Origin of the sequence: Duganella sp. Root1480D1 (assembly GCF_001427305.1) — a bacterium.
Classification (GTDB): Bacteria; Pseudomonadota; Gammaproteobacteria; order Burkholderiales; family Burkholderiaceae_D; genus Rugamonas.
In genome coordinates, this window is record NZ_LMFZ01000047.1 from 292684 (window position 1) to 314831 (window position 22148).

Annotated in this window: 20 protein-coding genes and 1 tRNA gene; 5 read left to right on the plus strand and 16 right to left on the minus strand. The window is 62.0% G+C overall.

The features are described from left to right. Position 1: 1 nt before the first annotated feature. Positions 2-838 (plus strand): N-acetylmuramoyl-L-alanine amidase-like domain-containing protein, encoded by an 837-nt coding sequence (locus ASD58_RS26045; RefSeq protein ID WP_082565688.1) that lies wholly within the window; start codon positions 2-4, stop codon positions 836-838. A 50-nt stretch (positions 839-888) separates the two neighbouring features. Here ASD58_RS26045 and ASD58_RS26050 read toward each other — a convergent pair whose 3' ends face one another. The 6 genes from ASD58_RS26050 to ASD58_RS26075 form a co-directional block, all read right to left on the minus strand. Continuing rightward, positions 889-1482, minus strand: coding sequence for a 50S ribosomal protein L25/general stress protein Ctc (locus ASD58_RS26050; protein WP_057264650.1), 594 nt, complete (start codon positions 1480-1482; stop codon positions 889-891). A gap of 112 nt (positions 1483-1594) precedes the next feature. Then, entirely contained in the window at positions 1595-2545 is a 951-nt protein-coding gene (locus ASD58_RS26055; protein WP_057264651.1) for a ribose-phosphate pyrophosphokinase, read from the minus strand. A gap of 108 nt (positions 2546-2653) precedes the next feature. After that, positions 2654-2730 (minus strand) — tRNA-Gln (locus ASD58_RS26060). Between the two features lie 77 nt (positions 2731-2807). Beyond that, on the minus strand, positions 2808-3686 hold the full coding sequence (ispE, locus tag ASD58_RS26065; protein WP_057264653.1) for a 4-(cytidine 5'-diphospho)-2-C-methyl-D-erythritol kinase: 879 nt from the start codon (positions 3684-3686) through the stop codon (positions 2808-2810). A gap of 1 nt (position 3687) precedes the next feature. Further along, positions 3688-4281, minus strand: coding sequence for an outer membrane lipoprotein LolB (locus ASD58_RS26070; protein ID WP_057264655.1), 594 nt, complete (start codon positions 4279-4281; stop codon positions 3688-3690). Continuing rightward, positions 4281-6062, minus strand: a complete 1782-nt coding sequence (locus tag ASD58_RS26075) for a tetratricopeptide repeat protein (protein WP_057264657.1) — start codon at positions 6060-6062, stop codon at positions 4281-4283. Before ASD58_RS26075 ends, ASD58_RS26070 begins: the two co-directional genes overlap by 1 nt. 63 nt (positions 6063-6125) lie before the next feature. On the opposite strand from ASD58_RS26075, the gene mutM reads away from it, so the two are divergent. The 3 genes from mutM to mutY are packed head-to-tail and all read left to right on the plus strand — an operon-like array spanning position 6126 to position 9993. Then, complete coding sequence (gene mutM / locus ASD58_RS26080) at positions 6126-6959, plus strand: bifunctional DNA-formamidopyrimidine glycosylase/DNA-(apurinic or apyrimidinic site) lyase (RefSeq protein ID WP_057264659.1); 834 nt, start codon at positions 6126-6128, stop codon at positions 6957-6959. Between the two features lie 10 nt (positions 6960-6969). Then, entirely contained in the window at positions 6970-8898 is a 1929-nt protein-coding gene (locus tag ASD58_RS26085) for a dynamin family protein (RefSeq protein WP_057264661.1), read from the plus strand. After that, positions 8899-9993 carry an A/G-specific adenine glycosylase gene (gene mutY, locus ASD58_RS26090; RefSeq protein WP_057264662.1) on the plus strand — a complete coding sequence of 365 codons (1095 nt, stop codon included), beginning with the start codon at positions 8899-8901 and terminating at the stop codon, positions 9991-9993. Positions 9994-9999: 6 nt separating this feature from the next. On the opposite strand, the gene ASD58_RS26095 is transcribed toward mutY, so the two are convergent. The 10 genes from ASD58_RS26095 to ASD58_RS26140 form a co-directional block, all read right to left on the minus strand. After that, entirely contained in the window at positions 10000-10257 is a 258-nt protein-coding gene (locus ASD58_RS26095) for a hypothetical protein (protein WP_057264664.1), read from the minus strand. A gap of 70 nt (positions 10258-10327) precedes the next feature. Continuing rightward, positions 10328-10957, minus strand: coding sequence for a TMEM175 family protein (locus tag ASD58_RS26100; protein WP_057264666.1), 630 nt, complete (start codon positions 10955-10957; stop codon positions 10328-10330). 60 nt (positions 10958-11017) lie between these two features. Further along, positions 11018-12148, minus strand: a complete 1131-nt coding sequence (locus tag ASD58_RS26105) for a deoxyguanosinetriphosphate triphosphohydrolase (RefSeq protein ID WP_057264668.1) — start codon at positions 12146-12148, stop codon at positions 11018-11020. 1 nt (position 12149) lies between these two features. After that, positions 12150-13769 carry a bifunctional shikimate kinase/3-dehydroquinate synthase AroKB gene (gene aroKB / locus ASD58_RS26110; RefSeq protein ID WP_057264670.1) on the minus strand — a complete coding sequence of 540 codons (1620 nt, stop codon included), beginning with the start codon at positions 13767-13769 and terminating at the stop codon, positions 12150-12152. Positions 13770-13862: 93 nt separating this feature from the next. Then, positions 13863-14324 carry an Ig-like domain-containing protein gene (locus ASD58_RS26115; protein WP_057264672.1) on the minus strand — a complete coding sequence of 154 codons (462 nt, stop codon included), beginning with the start codon at positions 14322-14324 and terminating at the stop codon, positions 13863-13865. A 36-nt stretch (positions 14325-14360) separates the two neighbouring features. Next, positions 14361-16529, minus strand: coding sequence for a type IV pilus secretin PilQ (pilQ, locus tag ASD58_RS26120; RefSeq protein WP_057264674.1), 2169 nt, complete (start codon positions 16527-16529; stop codon positions 14361-14363). Continuing rightward, positions 16526-17053 carry a pilus assembly protein PilP gene (locus ASD58_RS26125; RefSeq protein WP_057264676.1) on the minus strand — a complete coding sequence of 176 codons (528 nt, stop codon included), beginning with the start codon at positions 17051-17053 and terminating at the stop codon, positions 16526-16528. Before ASD58_RS26125 ends, pilQ begins: the two co-directional genes overlap by 4 nt. Next, the gene (locus ASD58_RS26130) at positions 17053-17736 is read right to left on the minus strand and encodes a type 4a pilus biogenesis protein PilO (RefSeq protein ID WP_057264678.1); all 684 of its coding nucleotides are present in this window, start codon (positions 17734-17736) and stop codon (positions 17053-17055) included. Before ASD58_RS26130 ends, ASD58_RS26125 begins: the two co-directional genes overlap by 1 nt. 10 nt (positions 17737-17746) lie before the next feature. Then, positions 17747-18394: a PilN domain-containing protein gene (locus ASD58_RS26135; RefSeq protein WP_057264680.1), complete on the minus strand. Its 648-nt coding sequence runs from the start codon at positions 18392-18394 to the stop codon at positions 17747-17749. Next, positions 18394-19473: a pilus assembly protein PilM gene (locus tag ASD58_RS26140; RefSeq protein ID WP_057264682.1), complete on the minus strand. Its 1080-nt coding sequence runs from the start codon at positions 19471-19473 to the stop codon at positions 18394-18396. Before ASD58_RS26140 ends, ASD58_RS26135 begins: the two co-directional genes overlap by 1 nt. 362 nt (positions 19474-19835) lie before the next feature. On the opposite strand from ASD58_RS26140, the gene ASD58_RS26145 reads away from it, so the two are divergent. Further along, the gene (locus tag ASD58_RS26145; protein ID WP_229210117.1) at positions 19836-22103 is read left to right on the plus strand and encodes a penicillin-binding protein 1A; all 2268 of its coding nucleotides are present in this window, start codon (positions 19836-19838) and stop codon (positions 22101-22103) included. The last annotated feature ends 45 nt before the right edge of the window (positions 22104-22148 follow it).

A 22148-nucleotide genomic window follows, 5' to 3' on the forward strand; every position in this document is an offset into this window, starting at 1 on the left:
CATGACCTTCCTTGCCAGCGTAATGCTCGCCGCCGCGCTCACCGCGGCGGCCGAACCGAAACAGATTTACCAGATGTCGCCCCAGGAAGCCGGGGCCTTCATCGCCGAAGAGCGGCGCGCCGAGCCCGACCTGCGCAAGCGCATTGCCGCCATCGGCCGCCGCAATATCGGCCAGCCATACAAGCTGAACCTGCTGGGCGAATTCCCCTACGAGCTGCACGACACCCTGCCGATGTACAGCCTGTCCGCCAGCGACTGCCTGGTGTTTGCCGAGCACACTTACGCGATGGCGCTCAGCGCCACATGGGAAGAATTTTTCTGGACCTTGCAGCGCATCCGCTACAAGGATGGCGTGATCGGCGTCGCAAACCGCAACCACTACATGGAAGTGGACTGGAACATCAACAACCACTGGCTGCTCTCCGATGCAAGCAGCGGCGCGAGCTACGCCATGCGGGTCGACCGTGCGCAATTCCTGCTGTCGCAGCATCACGTGCAGCGCGACATCCCGGTGCAGGACACGGTGGAAGCCTTCCTGCCGGTCGAGCGCGCGCTGCAGGAGTTCGGCACGCTGGGCGAAGGCGATATGGTGGAGGTAGTGTCTGTGCGCCAGGGCCAGCACATGGTGACCCACGTCGGCCTGGTGGTGCTTGATGCACAGGGAGCACGCCGCTTCCTGCATTCATCGGCGCCGCAAGTGCGCGAAGAACCGTTCGAAGCTTTTGTCGCACGCACGCAGGCGCGTGCCAACAATGGCCTGGCCGGCTTCAAGTTCATGCGCCTGAACGAGGCCGTCGTGGTGCCGCCCTCGGCTCCCCAGCCGCGCCCCGGCACCTAGAAAACAAAAAACCCCGCCGCGGCGGGGTTCTTCATTGCAGCGAAAGAGGATTACTCTTTAGCAGCAGCGGCTTCAGCAGCAACAGCGCCGGCTGGCACGGATGCGGTAGCGATGGTGGCATCGGAACCGTGGGTCACGATGGTCACGCCTTTTGGCAGGGACAGCTGGGAAGCGTGGATCGACTGGCCGACATCCATCGTCGACAGGTCAACGGTCAGGAACTCTGGCAGGTCAGCTGGCAGGCAGGAGATTTCGATCTCGTTGGCCACGTGGCTGATGGTTGCAGCGTGCAGTTTCACAGCTGGGGACACGTCAGCGTTTTCGAAGTGCAGGGCGACTTTCACGTGCAGTGGCTTGTTGGCGTCAACGCGCTGGAAGTCAGCGTGCAGAACCAGTTGCTTGAACGCGTGCATCTGGAAGTCACGCAGCAGCACTTTCTGTACGGCGCCGTCGATTTCCATGTCCAGGATGGACGAGTGGAAAGCTTCTTTTTTCAGCGCGTGGAACAGTGCGTTGTGGTCCAGGGCGATGGTCACAGGGGCTTCGGTGCCACCGTAGATGATGCCTGGGGTCTGGCCGGAATTACGCAGGCGGCGGCTCGCACCCGTACCTTGCAGATCACGTTTGAATGCTACAACTTTCATGGAATACTCCAAAAAAATAAAACAAGGCTCGCGCCTTGTCGATAAACGAAGTGCCCCGCGACCAGGGCACTTCAACAATCGGCCGCGGCTTGCGCCACGGCCGGAAAAACTGTTAGTCGACGAACAGGGAGATCACCGAATCGCCCTTGATGATGCGCTTGAAGGTCTCTGCCAGCAGCGGAGCGCAGGTCAGTTGGCGGATCTTGCCGCAGGCCTTGGCTGCTTCGGACAGCGGGATGGTGTCAGTCACCACCAGCTCGTCCAGCGAAGAGCCGGAGATGCGGTCGATTGCCGGACCGGACAGCACCGGGTGCGTGCAGTAAGCGGTTACTTTCTTGGCGCCGCGCTCTTTCAGTACTTCAGCAGCCTTGACCAGGGTACCTGCGGTGTCGACCATGTCGTCCATGATCACGCAGTTACGGCCTTCCACGTCGCCGATGATGTTCATCACTTCGGACACGTTGGCTTTTGGACGGCGCTTGTCAATGATGGCCAGGTCGCAGCCGAGGCGCTTGGCCAGTGCACGGGCACGTACCACGCCGCCGACGTCAGGCGACACCACCAGCAGGTCTTGCTCGGCCTTCTTCTGCAGGTCGCCCAGCAGGATTGGCGAAGCGTAAATATTGTCAACCGGGATATCGAAGAAGCCCTGGATCTGGTCAGCGTGCAGGTCCATGATCAGGACGCGCTCGACGCCGGCTTCTTCCAGCATATTGGCAACCACTTTTGCCGAAATGGCGACGCGGGCGGAACGCGGGCGGCGATCCTGGCGGGCATAACCAAAGTAAGGAATTGCAGCGGTGATACGGCCAGCGGACGCACGTTTCAGGGCATCGACCATCAGGATCAGTTCCATCAGGTTATCGTTGGTCGGTGCGCAGGTCGATTGCAGCACGAACACGTCTTTACCACGGACGTTTTCGTTGATTTCGACCATGACTTCGCCGTCGGAGAACTTCGAAACGACTGCTTTGCCGAGTGGGATGCCGAGATTTTTTGCGACCCCTTCTGCTAAGGCTGGATTAGCGTTGCCGGTAAAAACCATCAGGTTTTCGTAAGCCATTGGGAGTCCCGAGAGGTAGTGTTGAATTCTTGAGGCACTCCTGCGATACAGGAGCTTTTGTCTTAACCCTGACTGGAGACTGCTGCCTCGACAGACCAGGGAAAACGGTGGCAGGGGAACAAGGATTCGAACCTTGGTATGCCGGAATCAAAATCCGGTGCCTTAACCAGCTTGGCGATTCCCCTACTCTTAACTGACAGTCTTTCGTCAGTAGGCCGACATTATATAGCCTATTTCACGAAAAACCAAATCTTTTTACGCTTCACAACTTTGCGATGATCGGGTGCCGTTTCAGTGCCTTCGCTTTCCATCCGGTCCAGGCGGCTGGCACTTTCGCAAGCACCGCATCAGCCTGTTCTTCGCTCTGGATTGCGACGAACACACAAGCTCCGGAGCCAGTCATCCTGGCGTCACCGTAAGCGCCCAGCCATTCTACCGCTTCTGCTACTTGCGGGAATAAGCGGCACGCCACTTGTTGCAAATCGTTCTTCCCAAACTGCCGCAGATCTTGTCGATTTGCATGGTAGCTGGAAAAGTCCGACATCTTAACGGGCGGAGTATCCCTTGTCAAATGCTCTGAAGTAAAAATCTGCGCTGTCGGGCAAGCTACGCCGGGCTCGATAACAACATACCAACAGTCCGGCGCATCGACCGGCTGCAATTCTTCACCGACGCCTTCGGCAAAGCCGGTCTGGCCGAAGATGAAGAATGGCACGTCGGCACCCAGCGGCAAGGCCAGTGCCATCAATTCCTTGTGCGTCAGTGCGGCGCCCCACAGCTTGTTCAGCGCCATGAAGGTGGTCGCCGCGTCGGACGATCCACCGCCCAGGCCGCCGCCCATGGGCAGGATCTTGTCGACCGTGATATTCACTCCCGGCGGCATGGCGCCTGTGCGGCGCAGCACTTCCGCTTGCAGGATACGGGCGGCGCGGATCACCAGGTCCTGCTCGGCAGGAACGCCGGGAATGTCGTTGCTGCGGTGCAGCTCGGCATCCTCGCGCAAGGAGAAATGCAGGGTGTCGCTGCGGTCGATGATCTGGAACACCGATTGCAGCAGGTGATAGCCGTCGGCACGGCGGCCATTCACATGCAGGAACAGGTTCAGCTTGGCCGGGGCCGGGCAGTTCAGCAGGCTTTTCATTTTATTCAGAGATCACGATGCGCAGGGCCATTTGCTGCACGTCGCCACCGCCCGGATGCTCGGCATCGATCAGTTTCGGGCGCGGCGGCGAGCTGCCGCGCTGCCAATCGGTGTATTGCAGGCGCCAGCCTTCGCGCGTGGTCACTTCGCTATTGGCAGGGCTGGCCGACCACGGCTTGCCATCGGCAGCAGTGGCGTGGCCTTGCAGCCAGCCGCGCAGCCCGGCCACCGGCAGCGCCCAGCCCAGGGCACGGGCGCTCAACGCGTCGACGCTGGGCGCCGTCATCGGCGGCTTGTTGCCCCCCAGATTCAGCGTCGCCAGCTGCGGGGTCACGCTGATCGTGGCGACCTTGCTGCCGAAGGGATCGAACAGCGCGACGTCGGTGCTCTGCGCGTCCTGTTTCCAGTCGAACTTGACCGTGGTCGATTCCTGCTTGCCGTCCTTGAGGTAGCGCACGTTCAAGCGGCCCGACAACGCCACACTGTCGGCATAGGGCGCAACGATGGCGGTGGATGGCGGCACGGAAGGCGTGATGGCGCAGCCGCACAGGATGGCGACCGCGCCGGCGATAGCGGCGAGTGTCTTAAAGCTCATTAAATTCCAGCGTTGAGGCGCGCCAGCGTGCTGCGCAGCGCGTCGTTTTTCGGATCCTTGTCGCGGGCCTCGCGCCATAGCCTGGCAGCGCCGGCCTTGTCGCCCTGCTTCCACAGCACTTCGCCCAGGTGCACGGCGATTTCGGCGTCGCCGCGCAGCGCGTAGGCCTGGCGCAGCGATTGCTCGGCTTCTTTCAGTTTGCCCATGCGGAACAGGACCCAGCCCATGCTGTCCATGATGTAGGGGTCGCCCGGCGCCATTTTCAGCGCCTTGTCGATCAGTTCATACGCTTCGTCCAGGCGCACATTGCGGTCCGCCAGCGAATAACCCAGAGCATTGTAGGCATGATGGTTGTCGGGCACCGATTCGATCACCTTGCGCAGCGCGGTTTCCATCGCTTCCACCTTGCCCAGCTTTTCCGCGGCCAGCGCGTAGTCGTACATCAGGTCAGGGCTGTTGGGGAAACGCAGCACGCCGTCCTGCAAGGTCTTGAACGCTTCCAGCGCGCGGCCGGAGTCGCGCAGCAACTGGCCTTCCGTCTGCAGGATCTGCACTTGCTCGGCAGGGTCGGCCGGCGCGATGTCCTTCAACTGGGCGCGCGCGCCTTCAACGTCGCCCTTGCGCGCCGTGAGGTGGGCGCGCTTCAGGCGGGCTGCCAGGATGGTGCGGGCTTCTTCGCCGTCGATCTTGTCCAGCCATGCCAGCGCGCCATCGAGGTCGCCCTTTTCTTCGGCGATCTGGGCCAGCAGCATGAGGGCCTTGTTCAGATCGCGCTCAGGGTCGGGTTGCGCTTCCAGCACTTCCACGTAGCGCTTGAAATAGCCTTCCGCCGCCTTGTTGTCCTGGCCTTGCAGCGCCATGATGCCGAGCGCGTACAAGGTGCTTGGATTGTCAGGCTGCTCTTTCAGCAGCAGCAGGAATTGTTCGCGTGCCTGGTCATACTGCTTCTGCTCCACCAGCAGGCGGGCGTAGGCCGAACGCACTTCGCGCGCAGCCGGGTACTTTTGCAGGAAGTCGGCAAACAGTTTTTGTGCGCCATCCAGTTCACCGAGCATTTGCGCCATGGTCAGCGTGGCCAGCTCGGAGTCGGGCTTGATCGCCACCGCTTTCTTCGCTTCGGCACGGGCGCGCTCGGCATCGCTGGCGGCGTTGGCGCCTTGCGCCAGCACCAGGTGCGCTTCCTGCGTATTCAAGTAAGGCTGCAGCACGCGCTCCATCAGCGCAAAGGCTGCTGCCTTGTCTTTGGCGCGCAGCAGGAATTGCTGCATCTGGAACATCAGCAGCGGGCGGCCATTTGGCGGCGAAGATTTCAGGCGCTGCGCGAACAGGGTTTCCGCTTCACGCAAGTCGTCGCCGAGTACCGCAAAGCCGAGGAAGTATTGCGCTGCTTCGTCCGATTCAGGAGCCAGTTCGCGCCACAGGCGGATTGCCGACATCGCCTCATTGCCCTGCTTGGCCGACAGCGCCATTTCGGAAGCGCGGCGCGCCAGGCGCGGATCGCGCGTCTGCTGCGCCAGCACCATCATCGTCACGTAAGCGCTTTGCCACTGGCCGCGCTTGAAATCGAGTTCGGCCTTGGTCAGCTTGTAGAACAAATCGCTGGTCAGTTCGACGTTGGGCAGCTTTTCATCCGGCGCGGCGGCCTTGGCAACGGCCTCGGCATCCGGCGTTGGCGGCGCGACGGTTGGCGCTGCAGGCTCGGGCGCGGCATGTTCCGGCGGCACGACTGCGCAGGCGGACACGAGGGCCGACAGGGTTACAATGGCGAATGCGTTTTTCAAAGGAAGATCCTGCAAATCGGGCTCAAGACTTGATTCTACGCCAACCTGCAAGAAACCACCCTCATGCCTGAATTACCAGAAGTAGAAGTTACCCGGCGCGGGGTCGCCCCCCATCTTGAAGGCCGTATCGTGCGCGACGTGGTGTTGCGCCGCGACGGCTTGCGCTGGCCCTTCCCGGACGACCTGCCGGCCCTGCTGGCCGGCCGCCGCGTCGTGGCGACCGACCGCCGCGGCAAGTACCTGCTGCTGCAATTCGAGCATGGCACGCTGATCATCCATCTGGGCATGAGTGGCCACCTGCGTGTGCTGCCAACCGGCATTCCGCCCGAAAAACATGATCATTTCGACATGATGGTGGAAGGTGCAGATGGCAAGCATGTGCTGCGCCTGACCGACCCGCGCCGCTTTGGCGCCGTGCTGTGGCATCCGATCGAAGAGGGCGAACTGGAACAACACCTGCTGCTGCGCGGCCTGGGCGTGGAGCCGCTTGGCCCCGCGTTCACCGGCAAGCTGTTGTTTGAACAAACGCGCACCCGCAGCGCGGCGATCAAGCAGGTGCTGATCGCCGGCGATATCGTGGTTGGGGTGGGCAATATTTACTGTTCTGAAAGCCTGTTCCGCGCCGGGATCAACCCGAAAACGGCGGCCAACCGCATCAGCGCGGCCCGCTATGACCGCCTGGCCCAGGCCATCCGCGACGTTCTGGCTGAGGCAATTGTGCAAGGAGGCAGCACTTTGCGCGACTTTATCGGTGTAAATGGACAATCAGGGTATTTCCAACAGACATATTTCGTCTATGATCGTGCTGGTGTGCCCTGCCGTTTATGCGGCGCGCCTGTGCGCCAGATCAAGCAGGGCCAAAGATCAACTTTTTATTGTGTAAATTGCCAGAAATAACGAGAGCAGAATGGTAAGGGACCTGGAACAATACAGCCAATGGCGCCAAGGCGTCATGAGCGCCGTCGCAAACTATCGGGACTGGGTCGTGCAGGCCGACCTGTCCGACGCCGCGACCGAGCAGCGCCTGGCGCAAACACTGTCCAAACTGGCCGACGACAAGCTGTCGGTGGCCTTTGTGGCGGAATTCTCGCGCGGCAAATCTGAACTGATCAATTCGATCTTCTTTGCCGATTTCGGCCAGCGCATCCTGCCATCGGCAGCCGGCCGCACCACCATGTGCCCGACCGAGCTGATGTACGACGCAGCCTATCCTGCCTGCATCCGCCTGCTGCCGATCGAAACGCGCGCCGAAAACCTGTCCACCAGCGATTACCGCGAGGATCCGCACGCCTGGACCGTGCTGCCGCTGCAGCTCGATTCGGCGGAACATATGCAGGAAGTGTTCAAGCAGGTCAGCCTGACCCGCCACGTGCCGGTGGAAGAAGCCAAGCGCTATGGCCTGTACGACGAGAACGATCCCGACATGGGGGCCACGCTGGACAACAACGGCCTGGTCGAGATTTCGCAGTGGCGCCACGCCATCATCAACTTCCCGCACCCGCTGCTGAAGCAGGGCCTGGTGATTCTCGATACCCCGGGCCTGAACGCCATCGGTACTGAGCCGGAACTGACGCTGAACATGATCCCGCATGCCCATGCGGTGCTGTTCATTCTGGCGGCCGACACCGGTGTCACCAAGAGCGATATCGAAGTGTGGCGCACCCACATCGGCAACGGCGCCGGCCGCATGGTAGTGCTGAACAAGATCGACTCCATGTGGGATCCGCTGCGCACCGAAGAAGAGATCGAAGCGGCCATCGCGCGCCAGCGCGAGCACGCCGCCCATATGCTGGGCCTCGATGCGCGCCAGGTGTTTCCGGTCTCGGCGCAGAAGGCGCTGCTGGGCAAGATCACCGGTGACCATGAACTGGTGCACAAGAGCCGCATGAAGCAACTGGAAAGCGCGCTGTTCAACGAACTGATCCCGGCCCGCAAGGACATCATCCGCCGCCGCCTGGGTGACGAGCTGGCAGCGCTGAGCGGCGCCCAGTATGCAGCGCTGTCGGCCAAGACGCGCGGCATCGTCGAGCAGTTGCTGGAGCTGAAGGGCCTGCGCGGCAAGAACCAGTCGGTGATCGCCCACATGGCGCGCCGCGTCGAGGCCGAGAAAAAGGAATTCGACGAAAGCCTGTTCAAGCTGCAGGCCACGCGCGCGGTGTTCACCCGCCTGTCCACCGAGCTGTACTCCAGCCTGGGCATGGGCATCCTGCGCGACAACCTGGTCAAGGCGCGTTCGGAAATGCAGAACAGCCGCTTCACCACCGGCCTGCGCGATGCGATCAAGATTTACTTCGACAGCATCCACACCAACCTGGATGAATCGGAACGCAAGATCGAAGAGATCCGCAGCATGATGGAAACCATGTACAAGAAGTTCTCGGCGGAGCACGGCCTGACCTTGCCGATGCCGATGGCCTTCTCGCTGGCCAAGTACCGCGACGAGATCAACGAAGCCCATGGCATCTACGAAAAGCAGTTTGGCACCGCGGTAATGCTGACCACTTCGCGCGTGGTGCTGATGGAGCGCTTCTTCGATTCCGTGGCATCGGCAGTCAAGCGCTGCTTCAAGGCCGCCAATGCCGATACCGACGCCTGGCTGAAGGTGATCATGGCCCCGCTGGAAGCGCAGATCCGCCAGCACAAGGAACAACTGAAGCATCGCCAGCAATCGATCGCGCGCATCCACGATGCGACCGATACGCTGGAGCAGAAGATCGAGGCCTTCGAAACCACCCAGGCCGAACTGGAAGCACAGAAGGCCAAGCTGGCCGCGCTGGCCGCTGCCATCAGCGATGCCATCTCGGCCGAGCATGTCGTGCTGGAGGCTGCGGCGTAATTGCAGTACGAAGACCCAAGCTTTGCTGCCACGCTGGTTGCGTGGCAGAAGCAACATGGCCGCCACGACCTGCCGTGGCAGAACACCCGCGATGCCTACCTGGTGTGGCTGTCCGAAATCATGCTGCAGCAGACGCAGGTTTCGGCGGTGCTGGGTTATTACGCGCGCTTCCTGGAGCGCTTCCCCACCCTCGCCTCGCTTGCCGCCGCTCCCGTTGAAGACGTGATGGCGCAGTGGGCCGGCCTGGGCTACTACACCCGCGCGCGCAACCTGCACAAGTGTGCGCAGCGCGTGGTGGCCGAATATGGCGGCGCATTCCCTTCCGATCCCGCCTTGCTGGCAGACCTGCCCGGCATCGGGCGCTCGACGGCGGCCGCCATCGCGGCCTTTTCCGCCGGCCGCCGCGCCGCCATCATGGACGGCAACGTGAAACGCGTGTTCGCTCGCGTGTTTGGCATCGATACTTATCCCGGCGAACGCAAGACCGAAGAAGCCATGTGGGCCCGCGCGGAAGCGCTGGCGCCGGCCGAAGGCATCGAAGCTTACACCCAGGGCTTGATGGACATGGGGGCGACGCTGTGCACGCGCAGCAGCCCGTCGTGCCAACGCTGCCCGATGCAGCCGCGCTGCGTGGCCTTTGCCACCGGCCGCACCGCCGAACTGCCGGTGCGCAAACCGAAGAAAGCCACGCCTGAAAAGTCGGCGCAGATGCTGCTGGTAGTGGATCGCGGCCAGGTGCTGCTGGAACAGCGGCCGGCGACCGGCATCTGGGGCGGCCTGCTGTCGCTGCCCGAACTGGCCGGCCACACCATGGCCGCCGACGCACCTGACGATGCGGCCGTAGCCGCTGCGGTACAGCCTTTTGGTGCGATGGAATCGCTGGAACGCTTGCTGCCGCTGGTGCACGTCTTCACCCACTACAAGCTGCACATCCACCCGCTGCTGGTCACGCTTACCAGCCGCGCCGCACTGGCCGGCGAGGAGCGCTACGTATGGTTCGATGCCGCCGCCATTCCCAACGCCGCCCTGCCCGCCCCGATCAAGAAACTCCTGCTCGACTTGCTGGGCGAACGCAGCCAGGCTCGCATGTTCTGAGTCCGCTCAAGATACGAACAGCTTGGCAATGTTCAGAGCGGTGCCGATCACGCTGACGATGCTGGCAGCCATCGCACCAATGACCCACTTGACCAGGCGCGTCTCCATGTGCGCCATATGAGTTTCCATTCGCGCGATCTGGGTCTCCAGGCGTGCAATGTCTTCCTTGGTCGCGTAGTTGGATTTGATGATGGCGACGTCGCGCTCGATTGCTGCGTGGCGGCGCTCATTTGCCAAGGCAACCTCTTCTTGTTCGTCAACCATATGTCCCCCTGGCCGGACGCCATGAAGCCATTCTGCGCCCGGCCGCGGAGGACTTCAAGCAAGCCCAGGCTTAGTGCAGGCGGCGCGTCAGGACGTTGCTTAATGGGCGGACCAGGAACAGCAGCAGGAAGGCCGTGTTGGCAATGCCGGGCGCCTGCCCTGCCAGCACGACGGTCAGTCCGGCAACGGCGATCAGGATGCCCTGGCGGATGCAAACGCCGACATAGGTCGCCTTGTCCATTGGGTGCGAGCACAGTTCCGGCCGACGATAGATGCGCGCAGCAACCAGCAGCGAGCCGATTGCCATCACCGTCATCACGATCGCGTACACCGCTTGTGCCAACTGCGACAGGAAGCGGCCGTTCACCGCCGAGGCAAACGGCAGCAGGCTGGCCCCGGCCAGCATCAGGATGGTGTACCACGTCAGCGGACCATCCAGGTGGCGCACGTAGCTGTACAGGCGATGGTTGCCGACCCAGAAAATCGCCAGCACCAGGAAGCTGATCAGCCAGGAGCCGAAGGTCGGCGCCAGTTCGCCCAGCACATGCAGCAGCTCGGCGCTGCTGGTGGCTTGTACGTGCTCGGGCAATTTCAATTCGATCACCAGCAGCGTCATGGCAACGGCAAAGATGCCGTCGACCAGGGCCTCAATACGGTGTTTGCTCAGTTGCGGGCCGTTGGCGAGTGTAGTGTCTGTCATGATTCTTCTGGCGAGAGTTGGTTGCCGGAAGATTAACCCGCCACGGGCCGCGATGCAAGGCTAGAGGTTTTCCAGCGAATAGATGCGGCGGTGTTCGGCGATGGCATAACGGTCGGTCATGCCGGCGATGTAGTCTGCCACGCGGCGCGCCTGGCCGCTCGCGTCGCCGCGCCCGGTGCGGTAATCGGGCGGCAGCAGCGATGGGTCGGAGGCAAACGCTTGGTACAGCTCGCGCACCATGCGGCTGGCTTTGACGCGCATGCGGTTGACTTTGTAGTGGCGGTACAGGTTCTCGTGCAGGAAGCGCTTCAGTTCCGTGGCGTCCTTGCGCATCTGGTCGGAAAAACGGATCAGCGGCGGCGCGGCGCGCACCGCGTCCATGCTTTGCGGGTCATGTGCAGCAATGCGCTCCAGCGAAGTGGCGATCAGGTCGTCGGCCAGCGCCGTGATCAGGCGGCGCAGGGTTTCGTAGATCGCGCGGCGGCCAGCCAGTCCCGGATGCGCGGCCTGCACCTCGCGCCACAGGCGGCCAAAGAATTCCACTTCTTCCAGCTGGGCGATGGAGATCAGGCCCGAGCGCAAGCCGTCATCGATGTCATGGCTGTTGTAGGCGATTTCGTCGGCCAGGTTGGTCAACTGGGCTTCCAGCGAAGGCTGGCTCTTGTCGAGGAAGCGCTGCGCCACATCGCCCAGCAGGCGGGCATTATTCACCGAGCAGTGCTTCAGGATGCCTTCGCGCGTTTCGAACATCAGGTTCAGGCCATCGAAGGCGCCGTACTGTTCTTCCAGCACGTCCACCACGCGCAGGCTTTGCAGGTTGTGCTCGAAGCCGCCATGCTCCTTCATGCATTCGTGCAGCACGTCCTGCCCCACATGGCCGAACGGGGTGTGGCCCAGGTCGTGCGCCAGGGCGATGGCTTCCACCAGGTCTTCGTTCAGGCGCAGGTTGCGCGCCAGCGAGCGGCCGATCTGGGCCACTTCCAGGCTGTGCGTCAGGCGGGTGCGGAACAGGTCGCCTTCGTGGTTGAGGAAGACCTGGGTCTTGTATTCGAGCCGGCGGAAAGCCGTCGAATGGATGATGCGGTCGCGGTCGCGCTGGAACTGCGAGCGCGAGGCGTGTGGCGTTTCGGGGAAGCGGCGGCCGCGCCCCTTATCAGAATGTGCTGCGTAGGGGGCGAGCGTCTGTTCCATATTACTCCGTACAGGCGGCCAGGGTTTGCAGCAGCAGGTCTTGCGGCGCGGTCGTGATGCGGGCTTTGCCCAGCAGGTCGAGCAGGATGAACTTGATGTCGCCGCCCTCGTTTTTCTTGTCCACTTCCATCAGTTCCAGCCAGCGTTGCGTGCCCAGGTCCGGCGCCACGATCGGCAGGCCGGCTGCGGCCACCAGGTCGCGGATGCGTTCCACCGTGGCGCTGTCGATGAAGCCCAGGCGCTGCGACAGGTCGGCCGCCATCACCATGCCGCAACCGACCGCTTCGCCGTGCAGCCAGGCGCCATAGCCCATGCCGGCCTCGATGGCGTGGCCGAAGGTGTGGCCGAAATTCAGGATCGCGCGCAGTCCGCCTTCGCGTTCATCCTGGCGCACCACGTCGGCCTTGATTTCGCACGAACGGGCGATGGCATAGGCCAGCGCAGCCTTGTCGCGCGCCATCAGCAGGCCCATGTTCGCTTCGATCCACTCGAAGAACGGTACGTCGATGATGCAGCCGTACTTGATCACCTCCGCCAGGCCGGCCGACAGTTCGCGCACCGGCAGCGTTTCCAGGGTCGTGGTGTCGGCGATCACCGCCTTCGGCTGGTAGAAGGCGCCGATCATGTTCTTGCCCAGCGGGTGGTTGATGCCGGTCTTGCCGCCTACCGAGGAATCGACCTGCGACAGCAGGGTGGTCGGCACCTGCACGAAGTCGACGCCGCGCATGTACGAAGCAGCCGCGTAGCCGGTCATGTCGCCGATCACGCCGCCGCCCAGCGCCACCAGGGTGGTCTTGCGGTCGGCCTTGTTGGCCAGCAGGGCATCGAACACCTTCATCAGCGATTCCCAGTGCTTGTGTTCTTCGCCGTCGGGCAGCACTACTTCGATCACTTCCTTGCCGGCAGCGGCCAGCGGGGCGCGCACGCGCTCCAGGTAGAGCGGCGCCACGGTGTCGTTGGTGACGATGGCGACCTTCTTGCCGCCCACGTATCTGGCCAGCAGGCTGGCGTCGTCCAGCAGCGCCGGGCCGATGGCGATCGGGTAGCTGCGCTCGGCCAGGTCGACGTTGAGCAGGATATTGGTTTGTTCGTTCATGGCGGGTTGGGCCTTGGTCACGCAGTTGGGCGCGGCCTGGCAGGCCAGCGCATCGAGCTGGTTGATGATGTTCTGGACCATCGATTGTACGTTAGGGCGGCCGGTGTCGATGACCAGGTCGGCCATGTCCATGTACAGCGGCTCGCGCTGCGCCAGCAGTTCTTCGAGTTTCTTGCGGGGATCGGCCGTCTGCAGCAGGGGCCGGTTCTTGTCGTGCGCAGTACGGGCCAGGATCGAATTGATCGACGCGCGCAGGTAGATGACGGTGCCGCGTTCCTGCAGCAGGGTACGGCTGGCTTCATTGAGGATGGCGCCGCCGCCGGTGGCCAGCACGATGCCTTGCTGGCTGGTCAGCTCGCGGATGACTTCCGCTTCGCGCCGGCGAAAGGCGGGTTCGCCTTCGATCTCGAAAATCCACGGGATCGAGGCCCCGGTGCGGCATTCGATTTCATGATCGGAATCGACAAACCGCAAGCCCAGCTTGCGGGCGAGCTGGCGACCTATGGTCGTCTTGCCCGCCCCCATCAACCCAACTAAGTAAACATTTTGCATTCACGCATGATAGCGCAAATTGCACGGCAGCAGCCTGCCGCGGGGCAGCTGCTGCACGGGGCGCGCTTACTGCGTCTTGATGGTGATGGTGTTGCTGCTGACGTTTTCAACGCCGACCACGCCGGCGGAAATCTTGATGTCCAGGCCAACAGGCTGGGACACGCCGTTCACGGTAACGCCCTTGACGCTCAGCTTCTCGGAAACCCGGCCGCTGCTGTCCGTGGTGTTGCCGCTATTGCTGATGGTGCCGGCCGTGGTCTTGAACAGTACGGTTGCGCCAGGCACGGCCTGGTTGCCGCTGTCCTTGACGGTGGCGGTGATGGTCACTTCGGTACCGTCGACGCCGGAGGCGGCGATGGTGTCGGAGCTGGAGGTCACGAGGACGCTCGCCGCCTTCGGCGTGTTGGGATCGGGATCGGTGGTGCTGGTGCCCGGGTGGCCGCCGCCACCGCCGCAAGCTGCCAGCAGGCCGGCGCAAGCCAGCGCGCCTGCCAGGGCGGACAGTTTTCGGAATACTACGTTTGCCATTTTCTTTCCTTTACTCTGATGACACTATGTTTCGTCTCAACGCGCAGAGAGGCGGTCGGTAACGATTTTTGGCGTAATGAAGACCAGCAGTTCGGTCTTGTCATTGGTACGCGAATTCTGCTTGAACAGGTTGCCCAGGATCGGCACGTCGCCCAGCAGCGGCACCTTGTTGGTAACGTTGCGCTCAACCTGCTGGTAGATACCGCCCAGCACCACGGTGCCGCCGTTCTCCACCATCACCTGGGTCTTCACGTGCTTGGTGTCGATGGCGAAACCGGCGCGGGTTTCCTGGCCCACGGAGTCTTTGTTGACATCGACGTCCAGCACCACATTGCCATCGGGCGTGATTTGCGGCACCACGTCCAGCTTCAGGTTGGCCTTGCGGAACACGATCGAAGTCGCGCCGGACGAAGTCGCCACCTGGTATGGCAGTTCCACACCCTGTTCGATCACGGCTGGCGCCTTGTCGGCGGTCACCACGCGTGGGCTGGAAATGATCTTGCCGGTGCCGTCAGCTTCCAGGGCCGACAGTTCCAGGTTCAGGAAGCGGTTGGCGGCCTGGTTGAACAGGCTGACTGCCAGGCTGCCGGCCTGGGCGCCGTTGATCGATGATGCAGGCAGATTGATGAACTGCATATTGCCGTAGTCATCGATACCGTTATTGATCTTCACCACACCCTGGGCCTGGCCCATGCCGGTCTGGCTGCCGGACAGGCCGACGCGGTTGTTGCCGTTGCCGATGCCCCAGCCGGCGTCGCCGCCACGGATGGCGCGCATGTCGGCAAAGCCCAGCTTGGCGCCCAGGTTGCGGGTGAAGGTGTCGGACGCTTCCACAATGCGCGCCTCGATCAGGACCTGCTTGGTGGCGACGTCGGTCTTCTGGATCAGCTTGCGTACTTCGTCCAGTTTAGAGGCGATATCGGTCACGAACAGCTGGTTGGTGCGGCTCTCGATGATGGCGCTGCCGCGCTTGGACAGGATGCGGTTCTTGGAATCGCCGCTGCCTTCAATGCCGAACACGGTCTTGAACGCTTCTGCTTTCTGGTAGTTGAGCTGGAAGATTTCGGACTTCAGCGGCTCCAGGTCGGCAATCTGGGCTCTCTGTTCCAGTTCCAGCTTTTCCTTGGTCAGCAGTTCTTCCTTCGGCGCGATCCACAGCACGCTGCCGTTCTTGCGCATGTCCAGGCCCTTGGCCTGCAGCACCACGTCCAGCGCCTGGTCCCATGGCACTTCCTTCAGGCGCAGGGTCAGGTTGCCCTGCACGCTGTCGCTGGTAATGATGTTCAGGCCCGAGATGTCGGCAATCGCCTGCAGCGCCGCGCGCACTTCCACGTTCTGGAAGTTGAACGACAGTTTTTCACCGCGGTAGCCCTGGGTGCCCTGCACCAGCTTGTTCGGGTCTTCCTTGATCGGCTTGACGTCGACGATCAGCTGGGTGTCGCTCTGGTAGACGCTCTGCTCCCACAGGCCGTGCGCTTCCACGGTCATGCGCACATTGTCGCCTTGCGGCACGGTGGTGACGCGGTTGACGGGGGTGCCGAAGTCGGTCACATCCAGGCGGCGGCGCAGGGTTTCCGGCAGGGTGGTCTTGAGGAAGTCCACCACCACGCCGGTCGGGGTCTGGCGCACGTCGACGGCAACCTGGTTGTTCGGCAGGTCGATCACCACGCGGCCTTCGCCGTTGTTACCGCGGCGGAAGTCGATATCGCGCAGTGCCTGCTTGCCGGCCGGTGCCGGTGCCGACGGCTTGCCTGCCGCGACCGGCAGGCCGCGCGCATCGACTGCCTGCGCCACGCCGCCGGAAGCGTCGATGGTCAGGATCACGTTCTTGCCGTCCAGCGCGGTAGCGTAGTTCAGCGTGCGCTTCAGGTTGAATACCAAGCGCGAACGGTCACCGGCCTGCACCACGTTGACGCTGGCCAGGTCGCCCATGTTCAGGTCCTGGCTGGTCTTGCCGGTGGCATTGGCCGTCTGGCCGAAATCGAGTGCGATACGGGCCGGGTTGGTGATGGCAAAGCCGACCGGCAGCTTTTGCGGCGTGTCTTTCATTGCGATCTTCACGATCACATTGCTGCCTTGCTGGTTGGCCGTGATCGATTCGATCGCGTTGCCTTGCTGGGCCTGCGCAACAGCTGCGCTGCCGGCCAGGGCCAGCATTACGCCAGCCTGGCGGCACAAGCGCTTCAGGGTTCTGATGGCGATCATTTGGAGCTCTCCTTACTTTCCTGCAGTTCCAGCTTCGACATGCGCTCGACCCAGTCGCCGGCCGCATCCTGAACAATTTCACGCACCGTGATCGCGTCATCCGTGACCGCGGTGATCAAACCATAATTCTGTCCCACGTACTGTCCCTTCTTGACCTGGTAGACGGTGCGGTCGATCTGCACCAGGCCATTCACCACATTGTTCTTTTCCATGGTGCCGACCATCTTCATGGCATCCAGCGGGAAGCTTTCGAGGAATTCCTTGCGCCGGTTCTGGTCCGGTGCCTGGGCGCCGCCCGGGCGGCTCTTGGCCAGCTCGGTCAGCAGCTTGCTGGCGTTGAACGGGTCCAGCGCATCGCCGGCAACGTAAGCAAAGGGCACGAAGGTTTTCGGCTCCGGCAGCGGCTTGACGGTCGGCTTGGTCTCGCTTTCGACTTGCTTCATCCAGGTACGCACTTGCTGCACATCGCTCTCACCGCAGGCGGTCAGCAGCAGGGCGCAGGCGAGGGGGGCAAACTTCTTCATTACTTCTTACCTCCCTTTTTCTTCTCGTTGGCGGCCTTGCGCTGCTCAGCCACTTCCTCCGGATCGAGATAGCGGAAGGTCTTCGCGGTGGCATTCAGTTGCAGCATGCCGGCTGGCAATTCCTTGCCTTCCTTCGGCTTGGTATCCAGCGAGATGTTATTCAGCGTGACGATACGCGCCATGCCTGCCAGGTCGCCGGCAAAGGCGCCCAGGTCATGGTAGCTGCCGTTGACGCGCAGTTCGATCGGCTGTTCGGCGTAGTAATCCTTGACGTCGACGCGGTTCGGCTTGAACAGTTCAAAGGTCAGCCCGCGGCCGGTACCGGCGTTGTTGATGTCCGACAGCAGGGCCGCCATTTCAGCTTTGCCTGGCAGTTGCTTCTCCATCTGCACCACGTACTGGTCGACCTTTTCCTTCTGGCGCTTGAGTTCTTCCAGGTTGACCGCCTGGCCCACCTTGAGCTTGAACTCGTCCCGCAGTTTCAATTCCTGCTGCGCGCCGGCTTCCAGCTCCTCGTACTGGCTTTGCCAGTACAGGAAGTAGCCGGCCACGACGGCCAGGGCCGCAACGCCCAGCGCCAGCAGCACGCGTGGCAGGATCGGCCACAGGCCAGGGTGCACGCCGTTCAGGTCCCTGAACTGGCTCTTCAGCACCTCATCCATTCGTTTCAAATCAGTTGCCATGGTTATGTTCTCAGGACTTGGCTTCGGCAGTCGGCTTGGCGCCAGGTTTGGCGCCCGGCTTGCCGTCCGGGTTTTCGTCCTTCTCGCGCGGACGCTTGATCATGACGGAGAGCTGGAATTCGACGATAGGCCGGCCACCTGCGCCTGCCTTATCCTTGTTGCCGCCGATGGTGCCAGCCTTGACTTCCACCAGGTCCGGACGCTCCAGCCATGGCGAATTGCCGGACAGGTTGCGCAGCAGCTCGGACACGCGTTCCTGCGACTGGGCACTGCCGGTCAGCGTGACTTTCTGCGCTTCCTGCTTGACCGTCTTCAGGAACACGCCAGGCGGGGTCTGCTTGACCAGTTCATCCATCAGGTAAACCGGCTGGTTGCGGTCGGCCTGCAAGTCTTCCACGGCCTGCTGGCGCGCTTTCAGCGCATCGATTTCCTGGCGCAGCGTGGAAATTTCCACGATCTTCTTGTCCAGTTCAACGATGGCGCCTTTCAGCTCCTCATTGCGCAGCGACTGGATCGAAATGCCGCGTGCGTTATAGCCGCCCACCATGACAACGATGGCCGCGCCCGCGCCAAAACCGATACCCAGCAGGGCATAGAAGGCCTTCTTGCGCAGTGCGCGTTTTTCTTCCCGGTGCGGGAGAAGGTTAATGCGTATCATCAGCCGAACCTCCGCATGGCAAGGCCACAGGCCACCAGGTATGCCGGCGCATCGCTGCGCAGCGCCTGTTCACGCACGCCGGAGGCAAGCTGCATGCCCTTGAACGGCGAAATGACGGCGCTGGAAATGCGGGTGCGGCTGGCAATCATGTCCAACAAGCCCGGCAACACGGCGCAGCCGCCTGCCAGGAAAATCTGGTCGATCTTGGTAAAAGGCGTCGACGTGAAGAAGAACTGGATCGCCCGCGTCACTTCCAGCGCGGCGCCTTCCAGCCAAGGTGCAAGCACGTCGGACTGGTAGTTCTCCGGCAGGTCGCCGGCCTTCTTGCGCGCTTCCGCCTCTTCGAACGCCAGGCCGTAGGAACGCACGATATCCTGGGTCAGCGAATTGCCGCCGAACGGCTGCTCGCGTTCATAGATCGTGGCGCCATCGAGCATCACCGAAATCTGGGTCGACACGGCACCGATCTGGAACAGCGCAATCACCTGGCCGGCGCCGGCATTCGGCAGCTGGGAGGTGACGTGGTCCAGGGCAGCACGCGCGGCGTAGGACTCGACGTCCACCACCGACGCTTTCATGCCGGCCTCTTCGGCGATCGCCACCCGGTCGACGACTTTTTCGCGGCGTGCTGCAGCCAGCATCACCTCGATGTCTTCAATCGAATTGGCAACCGGCCCGATCACGTCGAAGTCCAGGCTCACCTCATCGAGTGCAAACGGAATGTACTGGGCAGCTTCGGACTCGACCTGCATTTCGAGCTGCTGTTCCGACAAACCGGCGGGCAGCACGATTTTCTTGGTAATCACGGAAGCAGGCGGCATGCCCAGCGCGACATGTTTGGCGCGCGTGCCGCTTTTCTTGATCAGGCGGCGTACCGCCTCGACCACTTGCTCCATATTTTCAATATTGCCGTCGGCAACCGCGCCGCGCGGCAATGGCTCCGAGGCGCACCGCTCGAGGCGCATGCCGTCCTTGCCCGCATCGGACAATTCCACCAAGCGCACACTTGAGGTGCTGATATCTAAGCCAACTAGCGGGGCCTGCGCGCCGCCAAACAGGGCTTTCAGGTCCAATGACATGGATGCACTCCTGACAACTCCATAGACATTTACATATCCAAATTCGTTTAAAAACCCGTGTTTAGACCGCAAACATGAGACAGTACATTAGATGCTAGCAACATTGTCAGCGCCATGTAAAGGTATTTCTCCAGTGCACCATTAATGTTTTGTGAGGGATTTGCCACACCTAATGTTGCAATTAATGGCATATCAATAAACTAAGTTGCCTAGTTGCTCACAATCAATATTTCCGGATATCACGTGCGCTCAGGGGCTGGGGGCCTCATTTATAATGCCTTGCATAAAACTTACTGAAGCTGCATATGACCGCAAACAACCACGAGACCACGGCAAAAAAATCGCCGAAGGGTTTTCTGCTGATGGCCCTGATTTCTTTGCTGGGCCTGATACTGGCCGGCGTGCTGCTGGTCGTGTTCGGCCTGGCCCTGGCCTACCCCAACCTGCCCTCGCTCGATACGATCACCGACTACCGGCCGAAAATGCCGCTGCGTATTTACTCGGCCGACAATGTGCTGCTCGGCGAGTTCGGCGAAGAGCGCCGCAACCTGGTGCATATCAAGGACATCCCCGATGTCATGAAGAAGGCAGTGCTGGCAATTGAAGACAGCAACTTCTATGAACACGGCGGCGTCGACTACTGGGGCATCCTGCGCGCCGCAGTCCACAACGCAACCGGTGGCGCCCGCCAGGGGGCATCCACCATCACGCAGCAGGTAGCGCGCAACTTCTTCCTCTCCAGCGAGCAGACGTTCAAGCGCAAGGCCTATGAAGCGCTGCTGGCCTGGAAGATCGAGCAGAACCTGACCAAGGACCAGATCCTGGAGGTCTACATGAACCAGATCTACCTGGGGCAGCGGGCCTACGGCTTTTCTTCGGCCGCCCAAATCTATTTCGGCAAGAACCTGAAAGACATTAGCGTGGCCGAAGCGGCCATGCTGGCCGGCCTGCCCAAAGCGCCTTCGGCCTACAACCCGGTGGTCAACCCGAAGCGCGCCAAGGTGCGCCAGCAGTACATCCTGCAACGCATGGCCCAGCTTGGCTATATTACGCCCGCACAGTATGAGACGGCGAAGAATGAACAGTTAAAAGTGAAAACAGACAGCAGCGCGTTTGGTGTTCATGCCGAATATGTTGCGGAAATGGCGCGCCAGCTCGTATATGAACAGTTCAAGGAAGAGACTTACACGCGCGGCCTGAACGTTTTCACCACGATTACCAAGGCCGACCAGGACGCGGCCTACCTGGCGCTGCGCAGCGGCGTGATGGAATACGAAAAGCGCCATGCCTACCGCGGCCCGGAATCCTATGTCGACCTGCCGGCCAATAAGTCGGAAGCCGACGAAATCGTGGAAACCGAACTGGCCGAACATCCTGACAGCGACAATATCGTGGCTGCCATGGTATTGAGCGCCGCCGCCGACAAGGTGGTGGCAGTCACCGCCTCCGGCGAGGAAATCACCATCAAGGGCAATGGCCTGGCCATGGGCAAGAGCTGGCTTTCGGACAAGAACCCGCCGAACAAGCGCATCCGCCGCGGCGCCGTGATCCGCGTCATGCAGGACGACAAGGACTGGCTGATCACCCAGATGCCGGAAGTGGAATCGGCCTTCATCTCGGCCAGTACCGAAGACGGCGCGATCAAGGCCATGGTGGGCGGCTTCGACTACAACCGCAACAAGTTCAACCACGTGACCCAGGCCTGGCGCCAGCCCGGCTCCTCGTTCAAGCCTTTCATCTATTCAGCTTCGCTGGAGCGCGGCCTGTCGCCGGGCACCATGATCAACGACGCCCCGATCTCCTTCGACGCCGGCCAGACCGGCGGCCAGGCCTGGGAGCCGAAGAACTACGACGGCAAGTACGAAGGCCCGATGACCATGCGCCGCGGCCTGACCAAGTCGAAGAACATGATCTCGATCCGCATCCTGCACCGCATCGGCGCCAAGTACGGCCAGGAATACACCACCCGCTTCGGCTTCGACCCTGAGCGCAACCCGCCATACCTGACGCTGGCCCTGGGCGCCGGCGGCGTGACGCCGATGCAGATGGCCGGCGCCTACGCGGTGTTTGCCAACGGCGGCTACAAGATCTCGCCCTACCTGATCGCCAAGGTCACCGACTCCAACGGCAAGGTGCTGTCGCAGGCCAACCCGGACAAGGCCGGCGACGAAAAGAACCGCGTGATCGACGAACGCAATGCCTTCCTGATGGATTCGATGATGAAGGACGTGGTGCGCTTCGGTACCGCGACCCGCGCGCTGTCGCTGAAACGCCCGGACATCGCGGGCAAGACCGGCACCACCAATGATTCGATCGATGCCTGGTTTGCCGGCTACCAGGCCAAGCTGGTGGGCATCGCCTGGATCGGCTTCGACCAGCCGAAGAACCTGGGCAACAAGGAAACCGGCGGCGGCCTGGCCCTGCCGATCTGGATCAGCTACATGGGCAAAGCACTGAAAAATATTCCGATTGAGGAAAGGCCGATTCCGCAGGGCATCATCGCCCAGGATGGCGAGTATTACTATGCGGAGAACCCGCCGGGCGTGGGGATCGACAGCCTGGAGGGTGCCACCCGCGGCACGCCGGCGGAGGAAAAGCAGAAGGACGCCGTCAAGAACGAGCTGTTCTAAAACCGCCAGTGCAGTGTCTGACCCGGAGGGTCAGACACCGATACG